This window comes from Kovacikia sp. CALU 1929, from assembly GCF_056784235.1.
In genome coordinates, this window is record NZ_JBXBCF010000065.1 from 272,443 (window position 1) to 299,076 (window position 26,634).

22 protein-coding genes are annotated in these 26,634 nt (G+C 54.0%); 18 read left to right on the top strand and 4 right to left on the bottom strand.

The genetic code is table 11. The features are described 5' to 3' along the window. Window positions 1–58 precede the first annotated feature (58 nt). From AC1S52_RS12965 to AC1S52_RS13000, 8 genes are all read left to right on the top strand, one after another. On the top strand, window positions 59–1,315 hold the full coding sequence (locus tag AC1S52_RS12965) for a cytochrome P450 (protein WP_482029431.1): 1,257 nt from the start codon (window positions 59–61) through the stop codon (window positions 1,313–1,315). A 30-nt stretch (window positions 1,316–1,345) separates the two neighbouring features. Continuing rightward, entirely contained in the window at window positions 1,346–2,383 is a 1,038-nt protein-coding gene (locus AC1S52_RS12970) for an NAD(P)-dependent alcohol dehydrogenase (RefSeq protein ID WP_482029432.1), read from the top strand. Between the two features lie 219 nt (window positions 2,384–2,602). Then, complete coding sequence (locus AC1S52_RS12975) at window positions 2,603–3,967, top strand: aldehyde dehydrogenase (RefSeq protein WP_482029433.1); 1,365 nt, start codon at window positions 2,603–2,605, stop codon at window positions 3,965–3,967. Between the two features lie 266 nt (window positions 3,968–4,233). Beyond that, window positions 4,234–5,139, top strand: coding sequence for an alpha/beta hydrolase (locus tag AC1S52_RS12980; protein ID WP_482029434.1), 906 nt, complete (start codon window positions 4,234–4,236; stop codon window positions 5,137–5,139). A gap of 16 nt (window positions 5,140–5,155) precedes the next feature. Continuing rightward, the gene (locus tag AC1S52_RS12985) at window positions 5,156–5,353 is read left to right on the top strand and encodes a hypothetical protein (protein ID WP_482029435.1); all 198 of its coding nucleotides are present in this window, start codon (window positions 5,156–5,158) and stop codon (window positions 5,351–5,353) included. 148 nt (window positions 5,354–5,501) lie between these two features. Continuing rightward, window positions 5,502–6,638, top strand: coding sequence for a transporter family protein (locus tag AC1S52_RS12990; protein ID WP_482029436.1), 1,137 nt, complete (start codon window positions 5,502–5,504; stop codon window positions 6,636–6,638). Between the two features lie 75 nt (window positions 6,639–6,713). Further along, complete coding sequence (locus AC1S52_RS12995) at window positions 6,714–7,391, top strand: DUF1345 domain-containing protein (RefSeq protein WP_482029437.1); 678 nt, start codon at window positions 6,714–6,716, stop codon at window positions 7,389–7,391. Between the two features lie 304 nt (window positions 7,392–7,695). Beyond that, complete coding sequence (locus AC1S52_RS13000) at window positions 7,696–7,920, top strand: hypothetical protein (RefSeq protein WP_482029438.1); 225 nt, start codon at window positions 7,696–7,698, stop codon at window positions 7,918–7,920. Window positions 7,921–8,451: 531 nt separating this feature from the next. Here AC1S52_RS13000 and AC1S52_RS13005 read toward each other — a convergent pair. Further along, window positions 8,452–10,113 (bottom strand): iron uptake porin, encoded by a 1,662-nt coding sequence (locus AC1S52_RS13005; RefSeq protein WP_482029439.1) that lies wholly within the window; start codon window positions 10,111–10,113, stop codon window positions 8,452–8,454. A gap of 293 nt (window positions 10,114–10,406) precedes the next feature. Next, window positions 10,407–10,571: a hypothetical protein gene (locus AC1S52_RS13010; RefSeq protein WP_482029440.1), complete on the bottom strand. Its 165-nt coding sequence runs from the start codon at window positions 10,569–10,571 to the stop codon at window positions 10,407–10,409. A gap of 336 nt (window positions 10,572–10,907) precedes the next feature. Between AC1S52_RS13010 and AC1S52_RS13015 the strand changes: the two genes are divergently transcribed. Together AC1S52_RS13015 and AC1S52_RS13020 are read left to right on the top strand one after the other, a co-directional pair. Further along, window positions 10,908–13,277: an arylsulfatase gene (locus tag AC1S52_RS13015; RefSeq protein ID WP_482029441.1), complete on the top strand. Its 2,370-nt coding sequence runs from the start codon at window positions 10,908–10,910 to the stop codon at window positions 13,275–13,277. A 107-nt stretch (window positions 13,278–13,384) separates the two neighbouring features. Beyond that, window positions 13,385–14,728, top strand: coding sequence for an arylsulfatase (locus AC1S52_RS13020; protein ID WP_482029442.1), 1,344 nt, complete (start codon window positions 13,385–13,387; stop codon window positions 14,726–14,728). Between the two features lie 114 nt (window positions 14,729–14,842). On the opposite strand, the gene AC1S52_RS13025 is transcribed toward AC1S52_RS13020, so the two are convergent. Together AC1S52_RS13025 and AC1S52_RS13030 are read right to left on the bottom strand one after the other, a co-directional pair. Continuing rightward, on the bottom strand, window positions 14,843–15,478 hold the full coding sequence (locus AC1S52_RS13025) for a Uma2 family endonuclease (protein WP_482029443.1): 636 nt from the start codon (window positions 15,476–15,478) through the stop codon (window positions 14,843–14,845). Next, a complete protein-coding gene (locus tag AC1S52_RS13030) occupies window positions 15,465–15,710 on the bottom strand; it encodes a hypothetical protein (RefSeq protein ID WP_482029444.1) in 246 nt (81 codons plus the stop codon). The genes AC1S52_RS13025 and AC1S52_RS13030 overlap by 14 nt, the downstream gene beginning before the upstream one ends. Before the next feature lie 66 nt (window positions 15,711–15,776). Here AC1S52_RS13030 and AC1S52_RS13035 point away from each other — a divergent pair, with 66 nt between their 5' ends. From AC1S52_RS13035 to AC1S52_RS13070, 8 genes are all read left to right on the top strand, one after another. Further along, window positions 15,777–18,158 (top strand): arylsulfatase, encoded by a 2,382-nt coding sequence (locus tag AC1S52_RS13035; protein ID WP_482029445.1) that lies wholly within the window; start codon window positions 15,777–15,779, stop codon window positions 18,156–18,158. A 214-nt stretch (window positions 18,159–18,372) separates the two neighbouring features. Further along, complete coding sequence (locus tag AC1S52_RS13040) at window positions 18,373–19,059, top strand: hypothetical protein (protein WP_482029446.1); 687 nt, start codon at window positions 18,373–18,375, stop codon at window positions 19,057–19,059. 293 nt (window positions 19,060–19,352) lie between these two features. Beyond that, window positions 19,353–21,707 carry an arylsulfatase gene (locus AC1S52_RS13045; RefSeq protein ID WP_482029447.1) on the top strand — a complete coding sequence of 785 codons (2,355 nt, stop codon included), beginning with the start codon at window positions 19,353–19,355 and terminating at the stop codon, window positions 21,705–21,707. Between the two features lie 89 nt (window positions 21,708–21,796). Further along, a complete protein-coding gene (locus tag AC1S52_RS13050; protein WP_482029448.1) occupies window positions 21,797–23,140 on the top strand; it encodes a DUF1254 domain-containing protein in 1,344 nt (447 codons plus the stop codon). Between the two features lie 81 nt (window positions 23,141–23,221). Next, a complete protein-coding gene (locus AC1S52_RS13055) occupies window positions 23,222–24,010 on the top strand; it encodes a DUF2092 domain-containing protein (protein WP_482029449.1) in 789 nt (262 codons plus the stop codon). Beyond that, on the top strand, window positions 24,007–24,321 hold the full coding sequence (locus tag AC1S52_RS13060; protein ID WP_482029450.1) for a DUF6515 family protein: 315 nt from the start codon (window positions 24,007–24,009) through the stop codon (window positions 24,319–24,321). The genes AC1S52_RS13055 and AC1S52_RS13060 overlap by 4 nt, the downstream gene beginning before the upstream one ends. 36 nt (window positions 24,322–24,357) lie before the next feature. Next, the gene (locus AC1S52_RS13065) at window positions 24,358–24,771 is read left to right on the top strand and encodes a hypothetical protein (RefSeq protein WP_482029451.1); all 414 of its coding nucleotides are present in this window, start codon (window positions 24,358–24,360) and stop codon (window positions 24,769–24,771) included. A gap of 111 nt (window positions 24,772–24,882) precedes the next feature. Next, the gene (locus AC1S52_RS13070; protein WP_482029452.1) at window positions 24,883–26,583 is read left to right on the top strand and encodes a mechanosensitive ion channel family protein; all 1,701 of its coding nucleotides are present in this window, start codon (window positions 24,883–24,885) and stop codon (window positions 26,581–26,583) included. Window positions 26,584–26,634 lie beyond the last annotated feature (51 nt).

Sequence of the window (26,634 nt, forward strand, 5' to 3'; positions counted from 1 at the left end):
ATCAAAAAGGAACTGCTCCAAAGCGGAAGGAATATTGCGTAAGAAATTAGGAGATGACATGACACCAGAAGAAGCCTGGGCAGGCGCTATGGCCTTTGAAAATCGCCCCAATCCATACCCATTCTTTGACGAGCTGAGAAAAACTCCGGTAGTGCACGTGGGTGACGGCGTTTATGTCGTCACGGGTTACCAGGAATTACTGGAACTCGCACATGACCCACGGATCAGTTCCGACACACGCCGCCTGAAGGCCAAAGCTTCCGGCACGGGCGGGGATGAATTGTCCGCGTATGGCGAGCACGGGACGATGATCAACTCCGACCCGCCGGAACATGACAACATGCGCCGCCAAGCAATGCGCCACTTTGGACCGCCGCATTCGCCGGACGTCATTCCGGGGTTTGTACCGGTTATTGAGGACCTTTGCAATGCCTCGCTCGACAGGATCAAGGCTACCGGCAAGACCAGGTTCGACGTCGTCGACGATTACGCCTATCCGGTGCCCGTCGCCGTGATCTGCAAACTCCTGGGCGTACCGCTCGAGGACGAAGCCCAATTTCATCTCTGGATCCACGATGCTATGGCCGGCGTGCTCACCGTGACTGCGGGCAAGAAAACGGATGAGGAGAAGGCGCTCGCGGAGAAGGGAATGGCGGGCTTTGCAGCGTTAGCGCAGTACAACGGTCGCCTGATAAAGAAGTACCTTCAGGAACCCGCCGACTGCATGTTCTCGAAGCTCGTGAACGATGACAGCGGGCCGGATGGAGCTATGTCGGAGAGAGAGGCCGCAATGAATGCGAATTTGCTCCTTGTAGCTGGTCACGACTCTACGGTCAACACCATAGCCCATTCAGTGCTGTGCATCCTGCGAAACCCCGGGACCTTTGAGCTTCTGCGGAGTCGCCCAGAATTGATTCCCGGCACCGTCGAGGAAACGCTGCGTTGCGAGTCGGCGGTCCAGTTCTTCCCGAGCCGGAGCGCCACCGACGACATCGAGATCGCCGGGGTCACGATACCAAAGGGATCCGCGGTCCATCTCATGTATGGTGCTGCGAATCGCGATCCGAAGAAGTTTCCCGACCCGAACACATTCGATCCGGCCCGTCGGAACAACGAACACATGGGCTGGGGCAGCGGCATTCACACCTGCTTCGGTGGTCCCCTAGCGCGTCTTGAGGTTAACATCGCGATCGAGACGTTTCTTGACCGCGTCGAGAACCCAAGGCTCGTCATCGACCCGCCACCGTACCGCACAAGCAGCGTCTTTCGCGGTCCGCTACATCTGGAGATCGATTGCGACGGTATCAAAGACTAGAGAAGTTAAAAGGAGACAATAATGAGTAGTATGCAAGCATTTCAATTCGTTGCAGCACAGAAACCAGCCGAGCTTCGAGAGGTGCCGGTTCCCGATCCGGGCCCCGGCGAGGTCCTGATCAAGATCGGGGGCGCCGGTGCCTGCCACTCCGACCTGCACATACTTGAAGCCCCTCCGAAGCCAGGGCCAGCCGCAGCTCCGTTCACCCTCGGTCATGAGAACGCCGGGTGGGTCGAGAAGCTGGGGCCGGGTGCGACGGGGTTCGCAAAGGGCGACCCGGTGATCGTCTACGGCCCGTGGGGGTGCGGGCTGTGCATGAACTGCCGGGTGGGTAGAGAGAACTATTGTCAGAACCCCGGAGACATCAAAGCCGGCGGGCTGGGTGCAAACGGTGGTATGGCTCCCTACTTTGTTGTCCCGTCAACGCGCTTTCTGATTCCGTTGGGGACCCTAGATCCCCGCGAGGCCGCACCGCTCAGCGATGCTGCGCTCACCAGCTACCACGCCGTCAAGCGGTCACTCGACCTACTTGGCCCCGGCTCGACCGCCGTGGTGATCGGGGCCGGCGGGCTCGGACAGATGGCCATCCAGATTTTGCGAGTGCTCAGCGGGGCAACGACCATCGTTGCCGTAGACACCTCGGCCGACAAGCTCGAGATTGCCAAGCGCATGGGCGCCGACGAGGCGCTGCTCTCGGGCGATGCGGCGGTCACCCGCATCAAGGACATGACGCGGGGACAGGGCGCTGAGCTCGTGCTCGACATGGTGGGCATAAAGCCGACCCTCGCGATGGCCGCGCAGGTAGCCCGGGTGCTGGGACACCTGACGATTGTCGGTCTCGGTAGTGAAGCCGTGCCCGTGAACTTCCACGGACCGGCGAAGGAGTGCTCGGTTGCGGCGCCTTATTGGGGATACATCCCCGAGCTGATGGAGGTGGTCAGCCTCGCCCAGGCGGGGAAAATCAAAATGCTGGTCGAGCACTTCCCGCTGGAGCGCGTGAGCGAAGCCTACGAGCTCCTGCACGATGGCAAGATTCAGGGACGCGCCGTTATCACCCCAAACGGGTGAGCCAGACTCTACCCACAGACAGTCATCAGAAGAGAGAAAAAGACTGCTCATGCGTAATTGGAGCAGATGCGCGCCGACGCTGCCCCGGATGCTCTTGAGCATTATCGTAGCGTTCGTAGCGTGCTTTCCCGTGACGACGAGGTCTCAAGGCGTGCGCGAATATCTCAACACGCCTGTAAAACAATTGAACCAACACGTGAACCAACACGGAGAGTAACCATGAAAGAGTTAGTAAATCTTCAACGAAGTTACTTCAACAGCAATGTCACTAAACCAGTTGCGTTCAGGCTGGCGCAGTTAAATAAGCTCAAAGGCATTCTTGAGTCCAACGAAGGACTGGTTCAAGAGGCCATCTATCAGGATATTGGAAAAGGTGCCTTTGAGACCTTCCTCACCGAATTCTATTTCGTCCGTGATGAACTGAAGACCGCTATTGAGGGTTTGCAGGAATGGGCGCGGGCCAAACCGGTCGACACAGATATGCTCAATGCCCCGGCGAAGAGTTATGTAATCCCGGAACCATTGGGTGTAAGCCTGGTCATTGCTCCATGGAACTATCCTTATCAGCTAGCGCTGAGTCCCGTGATCGCGGCCATCGCCGCAGGTTGCACGATTGTCCTGAAGCCGAGTGAACTCACAGCCAATTGCAGCCGTGTGCTCGCCAACCTGATCACCGAGAATTTCGACCGCGAGTATTTTGCAGTTGTCGAGGGAGCGATTCCGGAAACCACCGAATTGCTGGCCCAAAAATTCGACGTCATCTTTTTTACCGGAAGCGTTCCCGTGGGGAAGGTAGTATACGAGGCTGCGGCCAAACATCTGACGCCTGTAATACTCGAATTGGGAGGCAAGAGCCCGGCAATAATCGCGGCTGATACCAACCTGGACATAGCGGTAAGAAGGTTAATCTGGGCCAAGTTCGTGAATGCGGGGCAAACATGCATCGCTCCGGACTACGTCTGCGTGCATAAGAGCATTGAGCAGCAGTTCCTGGAAACAGTTGCCAGCGAGATCAAGAACGCCGATTACAAATTAGAGAACGGCAACTATGTGAACATTATTAATGAAAAGAATGCATCTCGGGTGGCAGGATTGATTGACGCGGATAAAGTTTATCTGGGCGGCATCTATGATATCAAAAAGCGTTTCATCGAACCCACCGTCATGACTAACGTTACCTGGGATGACAAGGTGATGCAGGATGAAATATTCGGCCCGGTTCTGCCCGTAATAGCCTACGACGATCTGGACGAAGTTATCAGGCAGATTAAGGAACGGCCCAAACCTTTGGCACTCTACGTGTTCACCGAGGATGAAAGTATTAAGGAAAAGGTTCTCCACGAGGTATCGTTCGGTGGAGGCTGTGTTAACGAAGCGGTGATGCACATTGCCAATAGCGAACTTCCGTTTGGCGGCGTCGGGGACAGTGGCACGGGGAATTACCACGGGGAGGCGGGCTTCAGAGCGTTCTCTCACTATAAGAGCATTCTGGATAAGGAGGTCACACCGGATCCGGATGTGAAGTATTCCCCTTATTCTGAAGAGAAGTTGAACATGTTGAAATCGATTGCTGGAGTCGAGTAGGCGAGGCCGCTTACTTTGAAAACCGCCGACTGAATAAAGTATCAGGCTTTGATTCGGTCATCAACACGCTCGCGAGAACCACATCGGAAACCATCTCCGTCAGTATTAACGAGTCGAATTACGGGTCAGCGGAGATGAATCACAACATCGGATGCTCAAAGTTATGCGCGGCACCGCGATCCGAAGGCAACGCGGCTAGCTGAAATAGGTCCAGCGCAGCGCTGCCAGTTCGTTTCAAACATGCAGACGTAAGCGAGGTGATTGTGATGAAGGACATAGAGTTTACGAGCCACGGGGTGACCTGCCGCGCTTGGCTCTGCCCGCCGGAGTCCGAGGAGATGTGCAACGAGCGGGGATCTCCCGCGTTGGTGATGGCTCATGGCACATCGGGGGTTCGTGAACAGCTCAAGCACTACATCCCGCGCTTCACTGCGGCGGGAATGTACGTACTCCTCTTTGACTATCGCCATTTTGGCACCAGCGACGGCGAGCCGCGCCAGCTCCTGTCCATCCGGCGGCAGTTGCAGGACTATGCCGCCGCGCTGGAGGTCATCCGCAAAGTGCCCGGCGTCGATCCTGAGCGCATAGGCGTTTGGGGCAGCTCATTGGCGGGCGGACATGTAGTGGATGTCGCAGTGACTGACGGGCAGGTGGCAGCGGTCGTCGCCCAGGCGGCGGCGATGGACAATATCGCCACGGTGCGAAGACTTGTGGAGTACGCTGGGTTCGACCAACTGTTGAAACTCACCGGGTTGGGGATCGTGGATGTTGTTCGCAGCGTCTTCGGAATGTCGCCCAAGCTCGTCCCGGTCGGAGCCGCGCCGGGTGAAGTGGGGATGATGACGACACCGGACACGCTTCCCGGGCTGAAGGCGATTGAGGCTCCGGGCTGGCGGAATGAGCTGTGTGGCCGACTCTCCCTGACGCTGGCGTTACATCGCCCGGGTCTCAAAGCGGACCGATTGCCGTGCCCCATCCTGATCGCTATCTGTGACCAGGATGCGCTCGTAGTCCCCGCAGCCGCCGAAGCGACCGCGCGCCGGGCGGGCAAGTGCGCCACGGTCAAGCATTACCCGATCGGACATTTCGACATTTATCTGGGAGAGTGGTTTGAGCGATCGGTCACGGATCAGGTGGCTTTCCTGCACGAAGTCTTCACATTAAAGAGATAGACGGGAAAACATAAAAGTGAGGAGCCTCGACACCGATGAAGAAATCATCTCCAGCAGTCCGGATCGAACCACGCTGTCCGGTTGCCCTCACGATAATCGTCGTGCTTTTTTTGCTGGCGGTATTACCCGATCGCGTCAGATTGTTCCCTGCTTAGTTTGTCTACGTCAGCGCGATCGCGGTGCTGGCGGCGATAGCTGCTGTCCATCTGACTAGCGCAACAGCACGGTGGCAGCGTGTCGAGCGCATGGTCAATCCTGTGCTTGTGAGCAATACTGTCTACTTTGGGGAGGAACCTGTAGTGAATATGGCTTGGTATAGACGGCCAATGATTCTGGCGGCACCGTTGGTACTTCTAAGCAAATTGGTAAGTCAAACTCAAGCAGCCCCAATCAGTATTCAGGCGGTAACAGAGCATCGTGATCAGGCAACGGCTCTTCAAGCCACTCCGTTGGCATCTATACCTTTGATAACTGCTGAACCTTCTATTTCTATAACTCCCCGATTTACTTTTGATAGCAACCTGAAACTAACAGGTTCAACCCCATTCCCGCCTGCACGGGATGAATGGGTGCCGCAGCAGAAAGATGCGATCGCTCAAGTCGATCCTCCAGTTTCCAGACAACCACCGATCCCTCGTTCAAAGGTTAGTCAGGCTGCCCAAGATCTATTGCCAATTAGTCAGCCACCCGATGATGCGATCACCGCTCAAGCAGAACCAACCCCTTCCGCAACCCCCACGACTCCTTCAGAAGCTGGGGCAGACGTTGCAAATCTGGCAAAAGCGGCGCAGAACCCGATCGCCAATTTGATCAGTGTGCCGTTTCAAAATAACTGGAACTTTGGCATTGGACCCTTCGATCGCACCCAGTATTTGCTCAACGTCCAGCCAGTGATTCCGGTTTCGTTGGGTCCCGGCTGGCTAGTAGTCAACCGGATTATCACGCCCATTCTGGATCAACCAGACTTGCTATCGCCTGATGGTTCGACGTTTGGTTTGGGAGATATTAACCCCCAAGTCTTCTTCGTTCCCAAAGGTACTGGCAATATTACCTTGGGGTTTGGACCCCAATTTGTGTTTCCAACCGCAACCGCCAGTGACCTCGGTGCCGGGAAGTGGAGCATCGGACCCACGGGGGCCATTGTCTGGATGACAAGCAAGTGGGTGATCGGTGCGCTCGCAAACCAGACATGGTCATTTGCAGGCGATAGCGATCGCAAAGCCGTGAGCCAATTTTTAATCCAACCTCTTGTCAACTACAACCTGCCAAAAGGCTGGTATCTCACAGCGAGTCCCGCGATTACTGCTAACTGGATGGCAGAGGATGGTAATAAGTGGACCGTTCCCTTAGGAGGGGGGATTGGTAAACTGTTCAAAATTGGTAAGCAACCGATCAATGCATCGCTCCAAGCCTACGGATATGTCGTCAAACCAGAGGGAGGACCCGATTGGTTGCTGCGGTTCCAGGTTCAACTTCTGTTTCCAACGGGAGGCAAATAGTACTGACTGCTGCAAACTCAACTAGAAAACGCTTTTATATTGTTCCATTGATGGTTTGGATCGACCAATTTCTTTATGCATCAATCCCTTTCCCGATGGCTATTGGCGATGAATGCACGCCAATACCTGCCGATCATGGCTGTTATTTTTCTGGTCGTGTTCCTATTATTGCCGGGTGGGCTGCATTGGAGCACCCGGAGCCTGATTGGCTGGGATAGCAGCATCGTTGCGCTGCTAGTTTTAGTATGGGGCAAGATTCTGATCGCAGACCCTAAGCAAGTTCAACGATTTGCCCAAACTAGACAGGTCAAATATGGGGTCAAAATCCTGATCATTTTGTTCATCGTATTTTCCAGTCTGTTTATTGTCCTCTATCTCATCGGGGTGGGCGAAAACATCCCGGTTTGGGAGAAGAAAACGGCTTTGAGGTTGGGGTTGACCGGCGTGGTAGGTTCCTGGTTAACGCTTCACTCTGCCTTTGGGATACAATACGCCCATCATTATTATCAATTGCAAAACCCCCAGATCCCCGACAGCTTTTTGAGAGGTTTAGAGTTCCCGAATGAACCAGAACCTGATTATCTGGATTTTGTTTACGTAGCGTTTGGGGTTGGGATGTCCACCCAGGTTGCTGATGTCAGTGTCTCATCGCGGTCAATGCGCCATTGGGTAACGTTTCATGGGTTGCTTTCATTTATGTTCAACACCATCATCGTGGCGCTGACGATTAATGCCGTATCGCAGTTAATTTAGCTTCTGTTGGTTTCTGGTTCAAACCCTTGGGGTAATAACTGAAGTAAATCCCATGTTCAAGATTTTTATGTTGATGGCTTTCCTATGGAAATAGCCCCTCAATCACTATTGGTATGTCAATCAATGATTGACGGGTAACCAAATTCCAGGTTATTGATTGGGGTTAAATTTTGCGGGTCTTCGACCCGTTAAAATTTTCCTGACGGAACACTATGGTTAGATTTGGCATGGGATGACAAGAAATTCATTCAAGTAGAATGGGCAAAGCTATGACTACCCATCATCATTAGAATCCTCAAACCCGATGACGATATTTGCTGACGTTTCAGCCATTGCACAGGTTCAACCAACACTACCCGCCAATCCCTTGATTGATCAATCTGGGGAAGATGCTATTTACATCGGACTTGGCATCATGGCGGTTACCATCGTGATCATTATTGGGCTATTTAGCCGCCGCCTTAGAACTGCAATTATCTTTGCTCTGTGCTTGAGTCTTCTCATTGCGGTTCTGGTCATTGCTACTTGAGCATGCGCCATTGGGTGAGGTTTCATGGCTTGCTTTCATTTATGTTCAACACCATCATCGTGGTGCTGACGATTAATGCTGTATCGCAGTTAAGAAAGTTACATGCATTAAGTAGGTGGGTGGAATCAAACGTAGGTGTTGGGTTACCCTGCGGGAACCAAGCTACGTGCCTCAACCCAACCTTGTATCTTGAGATTTAGGCAAGGTGTCCCAACCGCCCCTTGGCAAGCTACCGTGTACACACATCTCGACAACCTTGTATCTTGAGATTTAGGCAAGGTGTCCCAACCGCCCCTTGGCAAGCTACCGTGTACACACATCTCGACTCGGATACCAAAACTCTGCAAGATCCCCCTCAATCCCCCTTAAAAAGGGGAACTTCCGATCCGCTTCCCTCCTTTTTAAGGAGGGTTAGGGAGGATCAAGCCGAGCATTGGCTAGATTTGACACTTGTGTGTACACAGTAGCCTTGCCAAGAGGAGGTACCGCAGGCGGTGTGGTCATCTGTAGCGATAATCGTTTAAATCGGTATTAGAACTTAAACGTCATTCTGATTGTGGCAATAAAATCGTCAGGATTATCGTTGTCCTGGTTGGGGGCGGTTAGCCAGATCAAACCAGGTGTGAGCGAAATGTTATTGTTAATTTGATAGCGGTAAAACGCCTCAATATGGAAGGGAATGTCCGTTTCAAATGTCTGGGGATTGCCTCCCGTAAACTCAGTTAAATAGGGTTCTGCGCCAACGACCAGTCCGAGCAGATTCCCCTTCTTGAACAGATCGGGAAAGGCAAAGGTGAGGGCGTAGTTAAGGATTGTGCCATCGCCTTCGCCAATCAAACGGGCAAAGGTGGCACCAAACCAACCACTGATCACAAAACTAGGACTGAACTGGTAGGTTGCCTGCATGCCGTAGGAGTTCGTGATCACAGGTTCGGTGTCAAACAGGATTCCTGCTGTCAGTCGGCTCTGCCCTGCAAGTGTATTTGCCACGGCGGTTCCGGCAACAGCCAGCGTGTTGTAGTTGAACCCAAACCGTCCGGGTGGGAAGTAGGCATTGATGTAAGTTCCTGCGATGCTGAATTGCTGACTCGGAGTCCAGGTTAATTGGGCGAGTGCAGAATACCCGCCAGTGAACAACCCCCGGTCTGGATTGTTGGCAAACAGGGGATCTGCCAAATACGCCGCAGAAAATCTGAGCTGCGGACTGAAGAAGTAATTCAATCCAATCCCACTGCCCGATCCCAAGGCATAAATTGCGTTGCGTTCACCAAAGACAGACACTGCCCCGGTGCCCCCGTCATTGTCATCTAAAGCCGGGTTGAGGGTCGGGGCGATCGCATACAGGGTGTAACCCGTTGCTGCGACAGAAATCAGCAGCTTTTCAGTGGCGAAAAAGTTATATCCGAGTAACAGAACAGAAAACTGGCTATTCAGGTTAGCACCAAATTGGGATGCTAGCGTTCCTTCTGCACTGGGAACCTCAATCAATCCGGTGCGGGTTCCTGGGAGATCAAAACCGACTCCAAGGGAAGGAACGTTGCCTGTCCACAAACTGGTGATCAACAGATCTGTGCCGGTAAAGCTGGTCTTAAAGTCCAGGTTTGTCCGGTATTGAAACACGGTGTTGGTGTCACTGCCACTACCGCCAAACACATCTGCAATGGAGAAGATGGCAGTACCCGAAAGCTTGGTGGTGGTGGAAAATTGTTGTTTCTCCAGGGTGGCGGTGCGAACTTCCAACTGGTCCACTCGACCACGCAGAACAGCAAGCTCTGCGGCAAACTCCTCCTGTAGCTTTTGCAGGGCAATCAAATCTTCCTTTCTCACCAGATCTGCCGTCGCTGCTGCCAGCAATTCATTGATCCGATCGAGACAGGCATTCACGCCCGCCGCAAACTCGTAGCGAGACAAGGCGCGGTTGCCCCGATAGGTTTTGTCAGGATAACCTACGATACACCCGTAGCGCTCAACTAACGATTGCAGGGCTTGAAATGCCCAGTCGGTTGGCTTCACGTCTGTGAGTTGGGAAACAGACGTCACCTGACCCATGCCATCAACTGACGATACTTCGACCTCTGCATCAGGCAGCGTGCTGTCCAACGGGTCTGCTGCGTTTGCCGATGGCACAATTGCACTCAAACTACCTGCGATCGACAGTGCAAGCAACAGAGGTTTCCAAAAATATTTCAGCATGGGGCTAACAGACTCCTCACATTTCAAATGCTAAGTACAGAATAGCGGGAGTGAGAAGTCAGAATATATAAACTTATCTGAATTCTGAATTCTGACTCCCTTTGCTGTGTTTCGCTGAGTCATGATCCTTATTTCTTACCACAGACTTCTTTGAATTTGATACGAAACATCTTCTTCCTATCTGTTTCATATTTTTTGTGATATTGTCTTTGGGCGATCGCCAGATCCCCGACTTTTTTGAAAAAGCCGGGGATCTCAAGGCAGAGGTTGGTGAATTGAAATAAAAACTCGAACTACGCAATCAAAGAATTGTGATTGGATTGACTTTCTGTTCCCGCTTGAATGCGATTACTGGTGCTGCGGCGAATTCGTTCGCTTTTCCGCACACCGTCTGCCATTTTACATTCACGACTGTCTTTCCCATATCGAAAGGCAACCCCAGTTAACCTCTGATCCATCAACTCACCGATTGCTTTCTCTAACAGGGCGATTTCAGTGCCTCAATCCTGACTGACAGTATCCATCCTGCTGCCCTGATGCAGCAACCTTGTTTAGCCCTGTAACTTTGGCAACGGATGGCGTGAAATGACAAGAAAGTCTGGCTTCCAGTAGCGAGAATTGGGAGGGCATGAGGTGCGGTACCAACACTGGCTTACCGCTTTAGAACAACTATCAGCCACTGTTCAAGCCTACGGCATACTCTACGGAGCGATCGGAGACTTGAGCGAGATCATGACTTCCAAAGGCTAGTACGCCGCATTCCCGATTTTTTACGCTCTAAACGGAGATTCACTATGCCTCAGTCTCAAAGTGACGGAGTTCAACGTCAGATTCTCCCGATGCCTGATCAGACGCCTGTGGGTCTAACTACTTACGATGCCAAAGATCCAGACACCCAATATCCGCCGATCCGGGATGTGCGTCCGCCAGCGGGTGCGCCCAACGTGCTCATCGTGCTGCTTGACGATGTGGGCTTCGCCGCGTCGAGCGCGTTCGGCGGCGTAATCAACACGCCGACCGCTGAGCGGCTGGCGAAGAACGGTCTCAAGTTCAACCGCTTTCACACGACTGCGCTGTGCTCTCCCACCCGCCAAGCGCTGTTGACGGGCCGCAATCATCACTCGGTTAACATGGGCGGTATTGGCGAGATCGCAACGTCGGCTCCGGGCTACACCTCAGTGTTGCCCAAAAACAAAGCGCCGCTCCCCATGACACTCAAGCTCAATGGTTACTCGACAGCGCAGTTTGGCAAGTGTCACGAGGTTCCGGTCTGGCAGACAAGCCCGATGGGGCCGTTCGATCAATGGCCGACGGGCGGCGGCGGTTTCGAATATTTCTATGGGTTCATCGGTGCCGAAACCAACCAGTGGTACCCGGCCATCTACGAGGGTACGACGCCGGTCGAGCCGGAGAAGACTCCCGATCAGGGCTACCACTTCACTGAGGATCTAACGAACAAGGCGATCAAGTGGACGCGCCAGCAAAAGGCACTGATGCCCGACAAGCCGTTCTTTATGTACTTTGCACCCGGTGCCTGCCATGCGCCGCACCACGTGCCGAAGGAATGGGCGGACAAATACAAGGGCAAGTTCGATCAGGGCTGGGACAAACTGCGCGAGGAAATCTTCGCCCGACAAAAGGAGCTGGGGGTTATCCCGGCGATCGCCGAACTGACCGTGCGGCCTGATGAAATCCCGGCATGGGATGAGACGCCGGAAGAAATGCGCCCCGTCTACGCCCGCGAGATGGAAGTCTATGCCGGATTCCTGGAGCATGTCGATCATCACCTCGGGCGGCTGGTCGATGCGCTTCAGGATCTGGAAGTGCTTGACGACACGCTGATTTACTACATTATCGGCGACAACGGCGCGTCTGCCGAAGGCACGCTCAACGGTGCCTTCAATGAAATCTCCGAGCTGAACGGACTGTCTTCCGTCGAGACGCCCGAGTTCCTGCTGGAGAGATTAGACGACTTCGGCGGGCCGAAGGCCTACAACCACTATGCGGTCGGCTGGGCGCACGCGATGGACACGCCCTATCAGTGGACCAAGCAGGTGGCGTCGCACTTCGGCGGCACCCGCAACGGCACGATCGTGCATTGGCCCAACGGCATCAAAGCGAAGGGAGAGATTCGCAGCCAGTTCCATCATGTAATTGATGTCGCTGCAACAGTCCTCGAAGCGGCTGGGCTGCCGCATCCAACAGTCGTCAACAGCGTGCAGCAGGCCCCGTTGGAAGGTGTCAGCATGGTCTATGCCTTCAACGATGCCAAGGCCGCCGATCGGCATGAGACGCAGTACTTCGAAGTCTTCTGCAACCGTGGCATCTACCATAAGGGCTGGACAGCCGTGACCCGGCATAGCGTGCCGTGGATCGGTGCCTACGATCGCACCTTCGACGAGGATGTCTGGGAACTGTACGACACCAACACCGACTGGACGCAGGCGCACGATCTCGCGAACGAGAACCCCACGAAGCTTGCTGAGCTGCAAAAACTCTTCATGCTCGAAGCGACCAAGTACGGCGTCTTCCCGCTCGACGATCGCAGGTACGAACGGTTCAACCCAGACATCGCTGGTCGCCCGCAGTTGATCAAGGGCAACTCGCAGATTCTCTTCAGCGGCATGGGACGCCTGACCGAGAACTCGATCGTCTCGATCAAGAACAAGTCCTACTCGGTCACTGCCGATGTCGATGTGCCGGAATCGGGTGCCGAGGGTGTCATTATCGCCCAGGGCGGCAGCGTCAACGGCTGGAGTCTCTACGCTCAGGGCGGCAAGCTCAAGTATTGCTACAACCTCCTTGGCATCACCCTGACCTTTGTTGAGGCGACGCAACCAATCCCGGTGGGTCATCATCAGGTGCGCATGGAGTTTAAGTACGATGGCGGCGGACTCGGCAAGGGCGGCGACGCTACGCTCTATGTAGACGGCGGCGAGGTAGGCAAGGGCCGCGTCGAACAGACAGTAGCCATGATTTTCTCTGGTGACGAGACCTGCGATGTTGGCAAGGAGTCTGGCTCGCCTGTGTCGCCGGACTACGGTCCGACCGGCAACGAGTTCAGCGGCGAGGTGAACTGGGTGCAGATCGACCTGGAGGGTGAGGATCACGATCACCTGATTTCGCCAGAAGAACGCTTCCGCGTCGCGATGGCGCGGCAGTAAGGTGTCGCTTCGAAGCATCAGATCGCCTGATCGTGCAAGCCACTGGTGTGGCTCGCGATCAGGCGCTTGGAAAGTCATTAGTTTGAGAAAGGGTAACCTGTGAAATCATGAACAAACCAAACCTCGTCTTCATCGTGGGCGATAACGTTGGTTGGGGAGACATTGGCTGCTATGGCGGCTTGGCACCCACGCCATGCATCGATGCCCTGGCAAGCCAGGGGCTGCGCTTCAAGAACTACAACGTCGAAGCCCAGTGTACACCGACACGCTCGGCGATCCTGACTGGTCGTCTGCCGATTCGAACGGGCAATTGCAGCGTACCGCTGCCGGGGCAGGGCCACTACGGGCTTGCTCCGTGGGAGTACACCCTCGGCGAGCTATTCTCTGATGCTGGTTACGCCACCGCAGCCTACGGCAAGTGGCACGTCGGCGACATCAAGGGCAGGCTACCGACCGATCAGGGCTTCGACGAGTGGTTTGGCATCAAAAACACCTCAGACGAGTCCGGCTACAGCGCCTACCCCCTGTTTGCTGAGTCCGGTATGCCCGTACCGCAGATCTGGGAGGGGGTGAAAGGCTCATCCGTTACACCAGTAGCGGACTTCAACCTGGAAACGCGGCCGCTCCTCGACGAACAGATCGCGGCACGGGCAACTGCTTTCATCAAACGCAACGCCGAGGCTGGCAAGCCATTTTTTACCTATGTCTGCTTCACGCAGATGCACCCACCCCTGATCCACCATCCGGAGTTTAAAGGCAGGTCTGGCGGTGGCGTCTACTCGGACACCCTGGCAGAGTTAGACTATCGCACTGGACAGGTGCTGGACGCGATCGAACAGGCAGGGATTGCCGAAAACACCATCGTCGTCTGGAGCAGTGACAACCCGGCGGGCCGATCGACCTCGATCGGCGGCTCCAACGGACCGTGGCGCGGTCATTTCGGGTCTGGCTTTGAAGGCGGTATGCGTACTCCCGCGATCGTCCGCTGGCCCGGCAAGGTGAAAGCTGGCACTGTCAGCGACGAGATTCTCACCGCTGTCGATTGGCTGCCAACGCTGGCATCCCTGGTTGGAGAGAGTCAGCGCGTGCCCACCGATCGCCCGATCGACGGCGTCGATGCCTCGACGTTCCTGCTTGGGCAGAGCCAGACAACCGGACGAGATCATGTCATTTACTATGGTTCCGATGCTGGGGTGATGTCGGTCAAATGGCGAACGATGAAGGTCGTGTTTCGCTATAGCGAGAGCGCCAGCGGTCCGATCATCAAGCCCCAGTGGCCGTTGGTGTTCGACCTGATCGACGATCCGGTGGAGGAGTGGGATCTGATCGAGAAGCGTCTGGACTGTGCCTGGGTGTTTGCGCCAGTCGCCAAGTGCCTGGGTGCGCTTCAGCAAAGCGTCGTCCGCTACCCCAACGTCCAGCCCGGTGAAGAGTTCACGGGATATGCATGAATTCTGAGGGAGTGCCTGCGAGAGAGGTTGGGGTCATACTTCAACTAAGCGGATGAGAGAACCTGCGTCGCCCCAGAGCTGCGCAGATGGGTATTGCCGTCGGGGTTTGTGTCGTTACGACAACTTGTCGCGCACGCCCTGCCGAAATTCCTTGGCTGCTGCCAGCGGATTGGGGTTGCGAACACACACAGCCAGCAAACTCATATCCAGATCAGGGAGAACTTCACTGTAATTGATTGCTTCATAACCGAAGGTCTGAGCAAACTGATTGGGCACTTCTTCGCGCAGATGATCGATCGAAAACTGGTTATTTTGCCAAAACCAAACTTCGCGGACTCCCAACCGTCGATAGAGATCTAATCGATTAATGCCACCGCTGGTCACGACAACTTCAATCGCCAGATCGGGAAACTCCCGATCGGTGCCAATGCAATAGCTCTCATCAGGTTCTGTACCTGCCTGCCCTGCCTGCTTACGAAAGGTCGTGGAGCCTGTTGGAAAGTACTCGGTGTCAGTTTCTAAAAAATAAATCAGTAACAAATCACTGATGCGACTCTTCCCACTTTCATGCCGACGACTGGGAGACACAACTTCTAACACTCCATCTAAATACGTGACCCGATAGTGAGCCATGTCTCCCAAATCACAAAGCAAAGCTTCGTATTGTGACCAACTGACATTGCTGATCGTTCGCCGTTCTTCCGGATCATCAATTTGCAGACGTTGGGTTAAATCGTCAAGCAGTACCATATGCCCTCAATTCTCCTACTTGAAACCATTGTAGAGCGATCGCAAAACAGCTCTGAGGAGGACGCATCGATATTTTGTTGGTTGGGCTGCGTAACCTCCAACCCAATCCTGACTGGTAGTATCCATCCTGCTGCCCCGATTCAGCCACCTGATTGAAATATGTAATCGTGGGAACGGATGGCGTGAAATGACAAGAAAGTTTGGCTTCCAGTAGCGAGAATTGGGAGGGCATGAGGTGCCCCAGTCTACTAGTCAGCCGCCTTTCCGATTTTTTCAGTTCCTTAAACGGAGATTAACTATGTCTCAGCCTCAAGGTGACAGAGTTCAACGTCAGATCCTGCCAATTCCTGATCAGGCTCATATTGGTCTCACCACGTATGATGCTAAAAATCCGGACACCCACTATCCCCCGATCCGAGATCTGCGTCCGCCAGTGGGTGCGCCCAACGTGCTGGTTGTTTTGATTGACGATGTGGGCTTTGGGGCTTCCAGTGCCTTTGGCGGACCCTGCAACACGCCAGTCTTCGAGAAGCTAGCGGCAGGGGGACTAAAATATACTCGCTTTCATACCACGGCACTTTGTTCCCCCACCCGGCAGGCGCTCCTGACGGGGCGCAACCATCACTCGGTGGGGATGGGCGGCATCACCGAGATCGCCACGGCTGCTCCCGGTTATAACTCCCTGTGCCCCAACACCAAGGCTCCGCTGGCGGTGACGCTCAAGCTCAACGGGTATTCAACGGCACAGTTCGGCAAATGTCATGAGGTGCCAGTCTGGCAGACGAGTCCGGCAGGTCCATTCGACAAGTGGCCCTCTGGTGGCGGTGGTTTCGAATACTTCTACGGGTTTATCGGCGGGGAGAACAACCAGTGGGACCCAGCTTTGTATGAAGGGACAACGCCAATCGAGCCGCCTAAGACCCCAGCGGAAGGCTACCACCTGACTGAGGATCTGGCGGATAAAGCGATCGCCTGGGTCAGCCAGCAAAAAGCGCTCATGCCCGATAAGCCCTTCTTTATGTACTTTGCGCCCGGTGCGACCCATGCGCCGCACCACGTTCCCAAGGAGTGGATCGACAAGTACAAAGGCAAGTTTGCCCACGGCTGGGACCGACAGCGGGAAATCACCTTTGCCAAACAAAAGGAATTGGGAGTGATTGCACCCGATGCCGTGCTCACCCCGCGCCACGCCGAGATCCCGGCATGGGATGAAATGGACCCCAGGTTGAAACCCGTGCTGGAGCGCGAGATGGAAGTCTACGCCGCGTTTATGGAGCACACCGACTACCATGTTGGACGGCTAATCGATACACTGGCAGACCTGGAAATTCTGGACGATACGCTAGTCTACGTGATTGTCGGCGACAACGGGGCTTCGGCGGAAGGCACCCTGAATGGCTGCTACAACGAGATGGCAAACTTCAACGGCATGGCGGACATCGAAACCCCGGAATTCCTGATGTCTAAGCTGGATGAATTCGGCGGCGAAGGCTCCTACGGGCACTATGCCGTGGGTTGGGCTTGGGCAATGGATGCCCCCTATCAATGGACCAAGCAGGTGGCATCCCACTGGGGCGGCACGCGCAACGGCACGATCATTCACTATCCCAAGGGCATCCAGGAAAAAGGCGGCATCCGCAACCAGTTCTGCCACGTCATCGATCTGGCCCCAACCATACTGGAGGCGGCAGGCATCCCTGAACCAATGATTGTCAACAGCGTGCAGCAAAGCCCCTACGAGGGCACCAGCATGATGTACAGCTTCAATGACGCTGCCGCTCCGGAGCAGCACGAGACCCAGTACTTTGAGATGTTTTGCAATCGCGGCATTTACCACAAGGGCTGGAGCGCCGTCACCAAGCACCGTACCCCGTGGGAGATGGGGGGGCAAGTGATGCCGGCTTACGATGATGACGTTTGGGAACTCTACGACGGCAGCAAGGACTGGACCCAGGCACACGATCTCTCAAAAGAGATGCCGGAGAAGCTGCACGAGTTGCAGCGGCTGTGGTTGATCGAAGCGACTAAGTACAATGTGCTGCCGCTGGACGATCGCCAGATTGAGCGCATCAACCCCGATATGGCGGGCCGCCCCTCGCTGATCAAGGGCAACAAGCAATTGCTGTTTGCAGGCATGGGGCGACTTTCGGAAAACAGTGTCGTCAATATTAAGAACAAGTCCTTTGCGGTGACGGCGGATATTGTGGCACCAGAGCAAGACACCCACGGGGTGATGATCGCCCAGGGCGGTCGGTTCGGCGGCTGGAGCCTCTATGCCAAGGATGGCAAGGCGAAGTTCCTCTACAACGTGCTGGGCATTAAGGAGTTTGAGATCGAGGCCACCCAGCCGATTCCTGCTGGACAGCACCAGGTGCGGATGGAGTTTGCCTATGATGGCGGCGGTGTGAACAAGGGCGGCAACGTTACGCTCTACTACGATGGCAAGGAAGTGGGCAAAGGTCGGGTTGAACAAACGCAGGGATTCATCTTCTCGGCGGATGAAACCACGGACGTGGGCTATGAGTCTGGCACGACCGTGTCCCCTGATTACACCGCCCATACAAGTCGGTTCAACGGCAAGCTCAACTGGGTGCAAATTGACCTGGGTGAGGATGCCAAAGATGCCGACCACTTCATCGATCATGAGGAACGACTGCGGGTGGTAATGGCAAGGCAGTAGGGCGAAATACACCTGATAGGAGATGGAGGTGGGCATTGCCCGCTTCCACGTCCTATCAGGCGATCGGGCGAATGCCCAATTGGCTGAAGAGCGATCGCCTTTGCCCTGTTTACGACCTCATTTGTTGTTTCGGAGATCCCATTTGTTATCTCGAAGACCTCAATTACTATTTCGAAGATTCCATTTATTAGAATAATTTTTCCTGGAGCAAGCCATGAATCAAGTAGAATCTTTGCCTCCTGTCCACTTAGCAGCTCCAAAACCCGCCGCCATTGCAGGTATCGTGTTTTCGGTTTTGCTGATCACGAGCTTGACACTACTTTTAAGAACCATCCCTGCCAATCTTCGTGATGGTGGAGAGTGGCTCATCACCCATCGAGCTACGATCCTTCTGGCGCTCAACCTGGTGCCCTTCTCAGGTATTGCCTTCCTCTGGTTTATGGGAGTGGTGCGCGATCGCATTGGAGAACGGGAAGACCAGTTCCTGTCTACGGTCTTTTTCGGTAGCGGGCTGTTGTTCCTTGCCATGCTGTTCTCGTTTGCGGCGATGACGGGGAGCATCCTTCTGGTATACCAGGCTCTCTCTGACCGGGGTCTGGCGGCTAGCTATTACACCTTCGGTTACACGGTTGCCCATGAAATTATGAACTCCTACGCCATCAAAATGGAGGGGGTGTTTATGATGTCAACTTCCACCCTCTTCATCAAAACCCGCGTTATTCCCCGCTGGATGGGGTTTCTGGGCTATGCATTAGCAGGGCTGATGCTGATCAGAATCGGTCAACTCGATCGGATTACCTGGGTTTCCCTGCTGTTTCCCGTGTGGGTGCTCCTGATTAGCATTTATATCCTGATTGATAACTACCGCAGAAAGCCAGCGGCTTCGCCAGCATCGCTGTGATGGTGTCGCTTTCATCAACCCCTGAACCGTAGCGGTAACACTTAACAGACGAGGATGCCTTTGTCTGGCGCACAATGACAAGAAACTTTCGTTCTCTGAATTGATACTAAAAGCATGTTCAAGTATTTCCTGGGGATGATCCGTGACATCCTCCATTTTTAATTTGATTTAGGGAAATCGTTTAGAACCCAACTTTGTCCTTCCACAAATTTACAAAGAGTGGGTAGACCGAGCCAGGGGCAAAACCAGATTAGTGTCAATCCATCCAGCACTCATAAAATAGGACAATCATCATGACGCTTAAAGAATACAAACCTGGAACTGCCTTTACTGGGGTGATCGGGCGCACGTTTGATGTCTCCAGCCCAGCCTGGCCCGAACCGCTACGGGCGAAAGCAGGAGCACCCAACATTTTGTTTATCGTGCAGGATGACACGGGTTTTGGACAGATGGGCTGTTACGGTAGCCCGATCGAAACCCCCAACATTGATGCCCTGGCTAAAAGCGGTCTGCTTTTCAACAATATGCACACCACGGCGCTTTGTTCGCCGACGCGATCGTGCATCCTGACCGGGCGTAACCATCACTCCAACGCCATGTCCTGCATCACGGAGGGGTCTACTGGCTATCCTGGCGGCAATGGCAATATTCCGTTCGAGAATGGGATGCTCTCCGAGATGCTACTCCAGCATGGCTACAACACCTATGCGATCGGCAAGTGGCACCTGACCCCTGCCGATCAAATCTCGGCGGCTGGACCCTACGATCGCTGGCCCTTGGGGCGTGGCTTTGAGCGCTTCTATGGCTTTCTGGGTGGGGATACGCACCAGTATTACCCGGAGTTGGTGTACGACAACCACGGCGTTGAACCGGAGAAAACCCCCGAAGAAGGCTACCACCTGACTGAGGACTTGGTGGATAAGGCAATTAGCTTCATTGCCGATGCCAAACAGGTAGCCCCCAACAAGCCCTTCTTCATGTACTTCTGCCCGGGGGCGATGCATGCCCCCCATCACGTGCCAAAAGAGTGGGCAGACAAATACAAGGGCAAGTTTGATGACGGCTGGGATGCCTATCGCGAAAAGACCTTTGCACGGCAAAAGGAACTGGGCATCGTGCCGCCGGATGCCGAACTCTCACGCCACGATCCCGACGTGCCGGACTGGGACACCCTCTCGGACGGTGAGAAGAAGCTCTATGCGCGCATGATGGAGGTGTTTGCCGGGTTCCTGACTCACACCGATTACCACTACGGTCGTCTGTTCAACTTCCTGAAGACGATCGACGAGTGGGAAAACACGATCATTATGTTCATCTCCGACAACGGAGCCAGCTCGGAAGGTGGCCCAACCGGATCGGTGAACGAAAACAAGTTCTTCAATAACGTACCGGACTCGCTAGAACAGAACCTGAAGATGATCGATGAGTTGGGCGGTCCCAATACCTTTAATCACTATGCCTGGGGCTGGACCTTTGCGGGGAATACACCGTTCCGTCGCTGGAAGCGGGAGACCTACCGAGGCGGCATCAGCGATCCATTTATCGTTCACTGGCCGCAGGGCATCAAAGCGAAGGGGGAAGTGCGGACGCAGTACGCCCACGCCATTGATATGGTGCCGACGATACTCGAAGCACTGGGACTCGAAGCCCCAACCACCATCAAGGGTGTGACCCAATCGCCGATCGAGGGGCACAGCTTTGCCCATGCCCTGGATGATGCGAACGCGCCCACAAACCACATCACCCAGTACTTTGAGATGATGGGGCATCGATCGATCTACCACGACGGCTGGCGTGCAGTGTGCCCGTGGCCAGGGACATCCTTCACGGAAGCAGGTCTGTTCTTTGGTGCGCCCATTGATAAAGACAAGCTGACCGAACTGGATGCTAAGGGTTGGGAGTTGTATCACATTGAAAAAGACTTCGCCGAAAACCATAACATTGCGGCGGAAAATCGCCCGAAACTGATCGAGATGATCGCCACCTGGTACGTCGAGGCGGGCAAGTACAATGTCTTGCCAGTGGACAGTCGCGGCACGCTGAGATTTGCCGATGAACGACCGCAGCTTGCGATCGCCCGTACCAGCTACACCTACTATCCCGGCACCCAGACGGTACCAATTAACGCCGGACCGACGGTGCTGAACCGTCCCCACAGCATCACGGCGGATGTCGAAATTCCCCCAGGTGGCGCAGAAGGAGCGTTGCTCTCTGCGGGTGATGTTCAGGGTGGCTTTGCCTTCTACGTGCAGGGTGGCAAGCTCCACTATGTCTACAACTACGTCGGCGACCAGTTCTTCCATGTTGAGTCAAACGTCCCCGTGCCGGAGGGTCATCACGCCCTGCGGTTTGAGTTTGAGGTAACTGGCAACCCCGACATCAAGAACGGCAAGGGTGCGCCAGGTCGCGGGCAGCTTTACATCGATGGCAAGCTGGTCGGGCAGGTCGAGATTCCGCTCACAATGCCGCTGTCCATTGGGTTGGGTGGGGGCATTGTGTGCGGTGCCGATACAGGCTCGCCTGTTTGGGACAAGTATCAGCCCCCATTCAGGTTCACGGGTACCCTCTACAACACGATCGTGGATGTCAGCGGCGACCTGATTCAAGATACAGAAGCCGAAATGCGGATGGTAATGGCACGACAGTAAGTCCATTTAGAGATCGGCAGCCTCAACTGGGCTGCTGGTCATGGGTCTGGTTAAACCAGATTCAACACAGCTTAGAAAGATAAAAGGTCATGACAACTACAACCCTAGCAATCAGCTCCACAGAAGTCCGCGCGATCGCTAAAGAAGCCTATATCTATGGCTTCCCAATGGTGGACAGCTACCGCATCCAGTACGCCTACTTCGTTGATACCAACAATCCCGAATACAAAGCACCCTGGAATCAGATCCGCAACATTCCTCGCGTCTATACGCCAGATGATAAAGCGGTACAGACTCCCAACTCAGACACGCCCTACTCCATGATCGGAATGGATTTGCGGGCGGAGCCGATCGTGCTCACCGTGCCACAAATTGAAAAGGAACGTTATTTCAGCATCCAACTGATTGATCTCTACACCTTCAACTTTGACTACATTGGTAGTCGCGCTACGGGTAACGATGGCGGTAGCTTTCTGATTGCAGGTCCCAGTTGGCAGGGTGACATCCCTCGTGGGATTACGAAAGTAATTCGATCGGAAACTGAATTAGTGATCGGTGCCTATCGCACCCAGCTATTTAACCCTGCCGATTTGGATAACGTGAAGCAGATCCAGGCGGGATATCAGGCGCAGCCGCTCTCGGTCTTCCTTGGTCAACCGTCACCGCAAGCCGCCGCCGCGATCGATTTCATCCAACCGCTGACACCTGAAACCCAAAAGACTTCCCTAGAGTTCTTCAACCTCTTAAATTTCGTATTGCAGTTTTGCCCAACCCATCCATCAGAGAAAGCCCTGAGGTCGCGATTTGCCAAGATCAATGTTGGCGCGGGGATGACCTTAGACGCGGACGCTCTCTCAACTGAGTTGAAAGCCGCGATCGCGCAGGGCATGGCGGATGCCTGGGGAGAATTTGCAACGCTGAAGAAACAGGCCGATGCGGGGCAAGTGACCTCTGGCGATCTGTTCGGCACCCGGGAGTATTTGCAGAATAACTACCTCTATCGGATGGCTGCCGCAGTTCTCGGCATCTATGGCAATTCTAAACAAGAAGCCATGTATCCCTTCTATTCTGTGGATGCCGATAAACAACCACTGAATGGAACAAACCGTTATACCTTGCACTTTACTCCGGATCAATTGCCGCCCGTCAATGCGTTTTGGTCACTGACCATGTATGAACTGCCCACAAGTTTGCTGGTGGCAAACTCGCTGAACCGATACCTGCTGAACTCACCGATGTTGCCACAGTTCAAACGCGATGCTGATGGGGGCATTACATTCTACATTCAACACGAGTCACCCAATACCGATCTGGAATCGAACTGGCTACCCGCACCTAAGGGACCATTCTTCTGCGCCTTGCGCTTGTATTGGCCCAAGCCTGAAGCGCTCGAAGGGAACTGGCAACCGCCATCAATGCAGCGGGTGAAATAGGAAAACGGACATGAATGAACAAACCATCTCATTCCGTAACTAAGGTTTTACTTTAAGAGACTAATGATGAAAAAAACAAGATTGACGGCCCGAACTAGGGGGCTTTGGCTGGTATCGGCGATCGCGCTCAGTATTGGTTTAACCACTAATCCGGTTAGTAGTGCGGATAACATTGATCCTGAGGCGACCAAAATCCTACAATCTATGTCCTCGTATCTGGCGCAGACGAAGACATTCAGCGTCAACGCGGATATCGATTGGGAGGTGGTTGCCAAAAGTGGTCAGAAGTTACAACTCAGCAGCTTTGCCGCCGTTGTCTTGCAACGACCCGCGCAATTTTATATCCAGCGAAGAGGTCCCATCGCAAACGCTGAGTTTATTTTTGATGGCAAAACACTGACCCTGTATGGCAAGAAAAGCAATGCCTATGCCCAGATGAATGTTCCGGGCACCATTGATGATGCTATCCGGGCGTTTGAGATGGAAACCGGGTTTCCGGCACCTGGCGGTGATCTATTATTTGCCGATCCCTATGCCATTCTCTCGACGGGAGTTGAGAGCAGCACCTATCTCGGCACCGCTTATGTCAACGGCATCGAATGCCACCACCTGGCATTTCGGGAAGAGGAGGTGGATTGGCAAATCTGGGTTCAGACCGGCGATCGACCGTTGCCCATGAAATATGTCATTACCAGCAAATGGCAAACGGCGGCTCCCCAATACGAAATCAGGCTGCGGGACTGGGTGACCAATCCCCCGATCAAGGCGAACCAGTTCACATTTTCAGCACCGCAGGGAGCCACGAAGCTGCAAACCCTGCCCGCTAGCGCATTGGATGAATTTACATCTACAGAGGAGGGACAGCGATGAAATCAATGGCTCGGATCGTCGTCACAGCCTGTGCGCTGCTGGCGGCTGGCACGGTAATGGATGGTTTATGCAACAGCGGCATCGTGACCCAGCAAGCGGCAGCGGTATTTGGCAGACCCTTGACCCCAATCAGTGGAGCTGGGGTTGCTCGCCGCACCACTCGCCGGGTGATTCGCCGATCGACCATTTATGCTGCCACCTTGCCCGTGGGGTACACGACCGTCGTTGTCGAGGGACAGAATCTTTACTACTACGGCGGTACCTATTACCAACCCTACGGCAACCAGTACGTGGTTGTGTACATCGATTGATCCGATTGAAACCCTATTTATTTTAGGAGCTGAATGATGAGTGAGAAGATTAATCAATTTTGCGAATCCTTACGCCAGCAATTGACCGAAATTGAAACGAAGTTGAACCATGCCAAAACGGATTTGGAGACGGCTCCCCAGGAAACCCGGCATCTGCTTCAGTCCAAACTGGAAGATGCCAAAGCTCAGCTAGCCACAAACAAGCAGAAGGCAGAAGACGCGAAAGCCAATGTGCAGCAATGGCTGGAAGCCAAGAAATTTGAGCTTAAGTCTCAAGTAGATGAATGGAAAGCCCAACGCGAAGTCGAAAAACTGGTTTCGCGGGCGGAGCGGACGGAAGAATATGCTGCCAGCGCGATTATCTTTGCTGCCGCAGCGATGCAAGAGGCTCAGATTGCAGTATTGGAAGCGGTTGAAGCACGTCTAGCTGCCGACGAGGCAGTCTCTTGATTTCCTCAGAATCACACAGTTTTCTCCGGTAATACCGTTTCAGTTTCTGTCATTGTGAAATTTGTTTATTTCCACAGATCCAGCAAACTCCAGTACGGAGTGATCAGCCTGATGACCTGCATGTGGTTGTTGCTCAGCCCCATGTCGATCGCATGGACACAAGACCTGGAAGACCCCCTCGGCTGGAGACCCTATGGGCTGGTCGGAGATGTGGTCTATGCCCCAGTTCGCCTGGATGGGCATCCACTCTTTGCGATCGCCACTCAGCGAAGTCAAGAGTCTGGTCAATGGGGATTTGGGACACTCCAGATCCGGCGCAAGCGGATTGAAAGTCGCTTGAATTCCCAGGTGCAATCTCTGATCGAGAATCGGATTGACTCAGGGGCATTGCAAGTTATTACAACTCAGTTGAATCAACAGACGGCGGTTCAGGTGGTATTAGATGGCAAAGCGGGCAAACCCATTTTGACCGTCACTGCCCTGGATGCTGAAATCTATGGATTGACAGAAACCGAACTAGCTGAGGAGTACGCCGGACGAATGCGGCAGGGGTTGATCCGGGCAGTGCAAGAACGGCACCCAGTTGTCCAGCGCTCGCAGCTTCAAGCTGCGAGCATTGGAGGCGTGATTGCAACCCTATTCATCGCGATCTTGTTTTGGTGGCAAAGAAGGATTAACCAGGTTCGGCGGCAATTGCGTCAGGAGTACCATAATCAGCAAGCGTTACTAACCCAGGAACAGAGCCTGATTGGAATGGATGGAGATACGCCCCAGGATGTTTCTGAGCAAGAGCAACAGCTATTTAACCTGAAACGCCAAATTGATCGCAAGACCTGGCAGAAACGGATTTTACAACTGTTGCTGGGTGTAGCTGGGGTGGTTGGTCTAGCCTGGGTGCTGCAACGCTTTCCCCAAACGCGATCGCTGGGAATCCTGCTGTTCAGACATCCGATCGGACTGTTACTGATTGGACTTAGCATTACGCTGGCAATTATCGTCAGCCATCTCTTCATCGATTGGCTATTAATCAAATGGGTCGGCACAGAAGATCAGCTTCCGCCAGCTCAGATTGCACGCCGCCGCAGGCGATTACCCATCCTTTCTCCGGTTTGGAAGAGAGTCACTACAATCCTTTTGGTAGTTGTGGCGCTGATTCTAGCCTACAGTTTGTTCTCGCTCTCCACCGGGCTGACCCTATTTACGGAAATTGGCGTTCTGGGACTTGCCGCTTCCCTGGCTTTCCAGTCGTCTATCAAAGATGCCCTGGCTGGGTGGATGTTGCTGACGCAGGATGCCTTGACGATGGGAGATATCGTCTCGGTAAAAGAGGTGTCTGGAGTAGTAGAAAACATGGGACTGTTAATGACTCAGATTCGCAGTTCTCCGGGAGAATTGATCACCCTTCGCAATGGTGAAATCACCAGTGTCACCAACCGTTCAAAAGACTGGTCCCGTATGGATTTCACCGTACTGGTTGACTACGGCACTGACGTTAAACAAGCCATGACCATCATGCGGGAAGTCTTTCAGACCCTACAAACCGCTCCGGTGTGGGGCATGCAACTGATCGGCAAACCCGATATTTTAGGGGTCGAACAGTTTGACCAGAATGGCATTTTGCTCAAAATTCGCGCTCAAACCCAGCCTGGACAGCAGTTCAGTATCGCCCGTGAGTTCCGGTTGCGTTTGAATCAAGCCTTTAAAAACGCAAACATTACAATTCCCATTCCCCAACGGGAAGTTCGCTATCGCACTTCAACATCGATGCCTTCCAGTAGACAAGATCAATCCACTCATGGTGATGAAGGTTAGGAGGAAACCGTCCCCCATTTAGGCGGTTGCCGATCGCTGGCAATTTAGCAA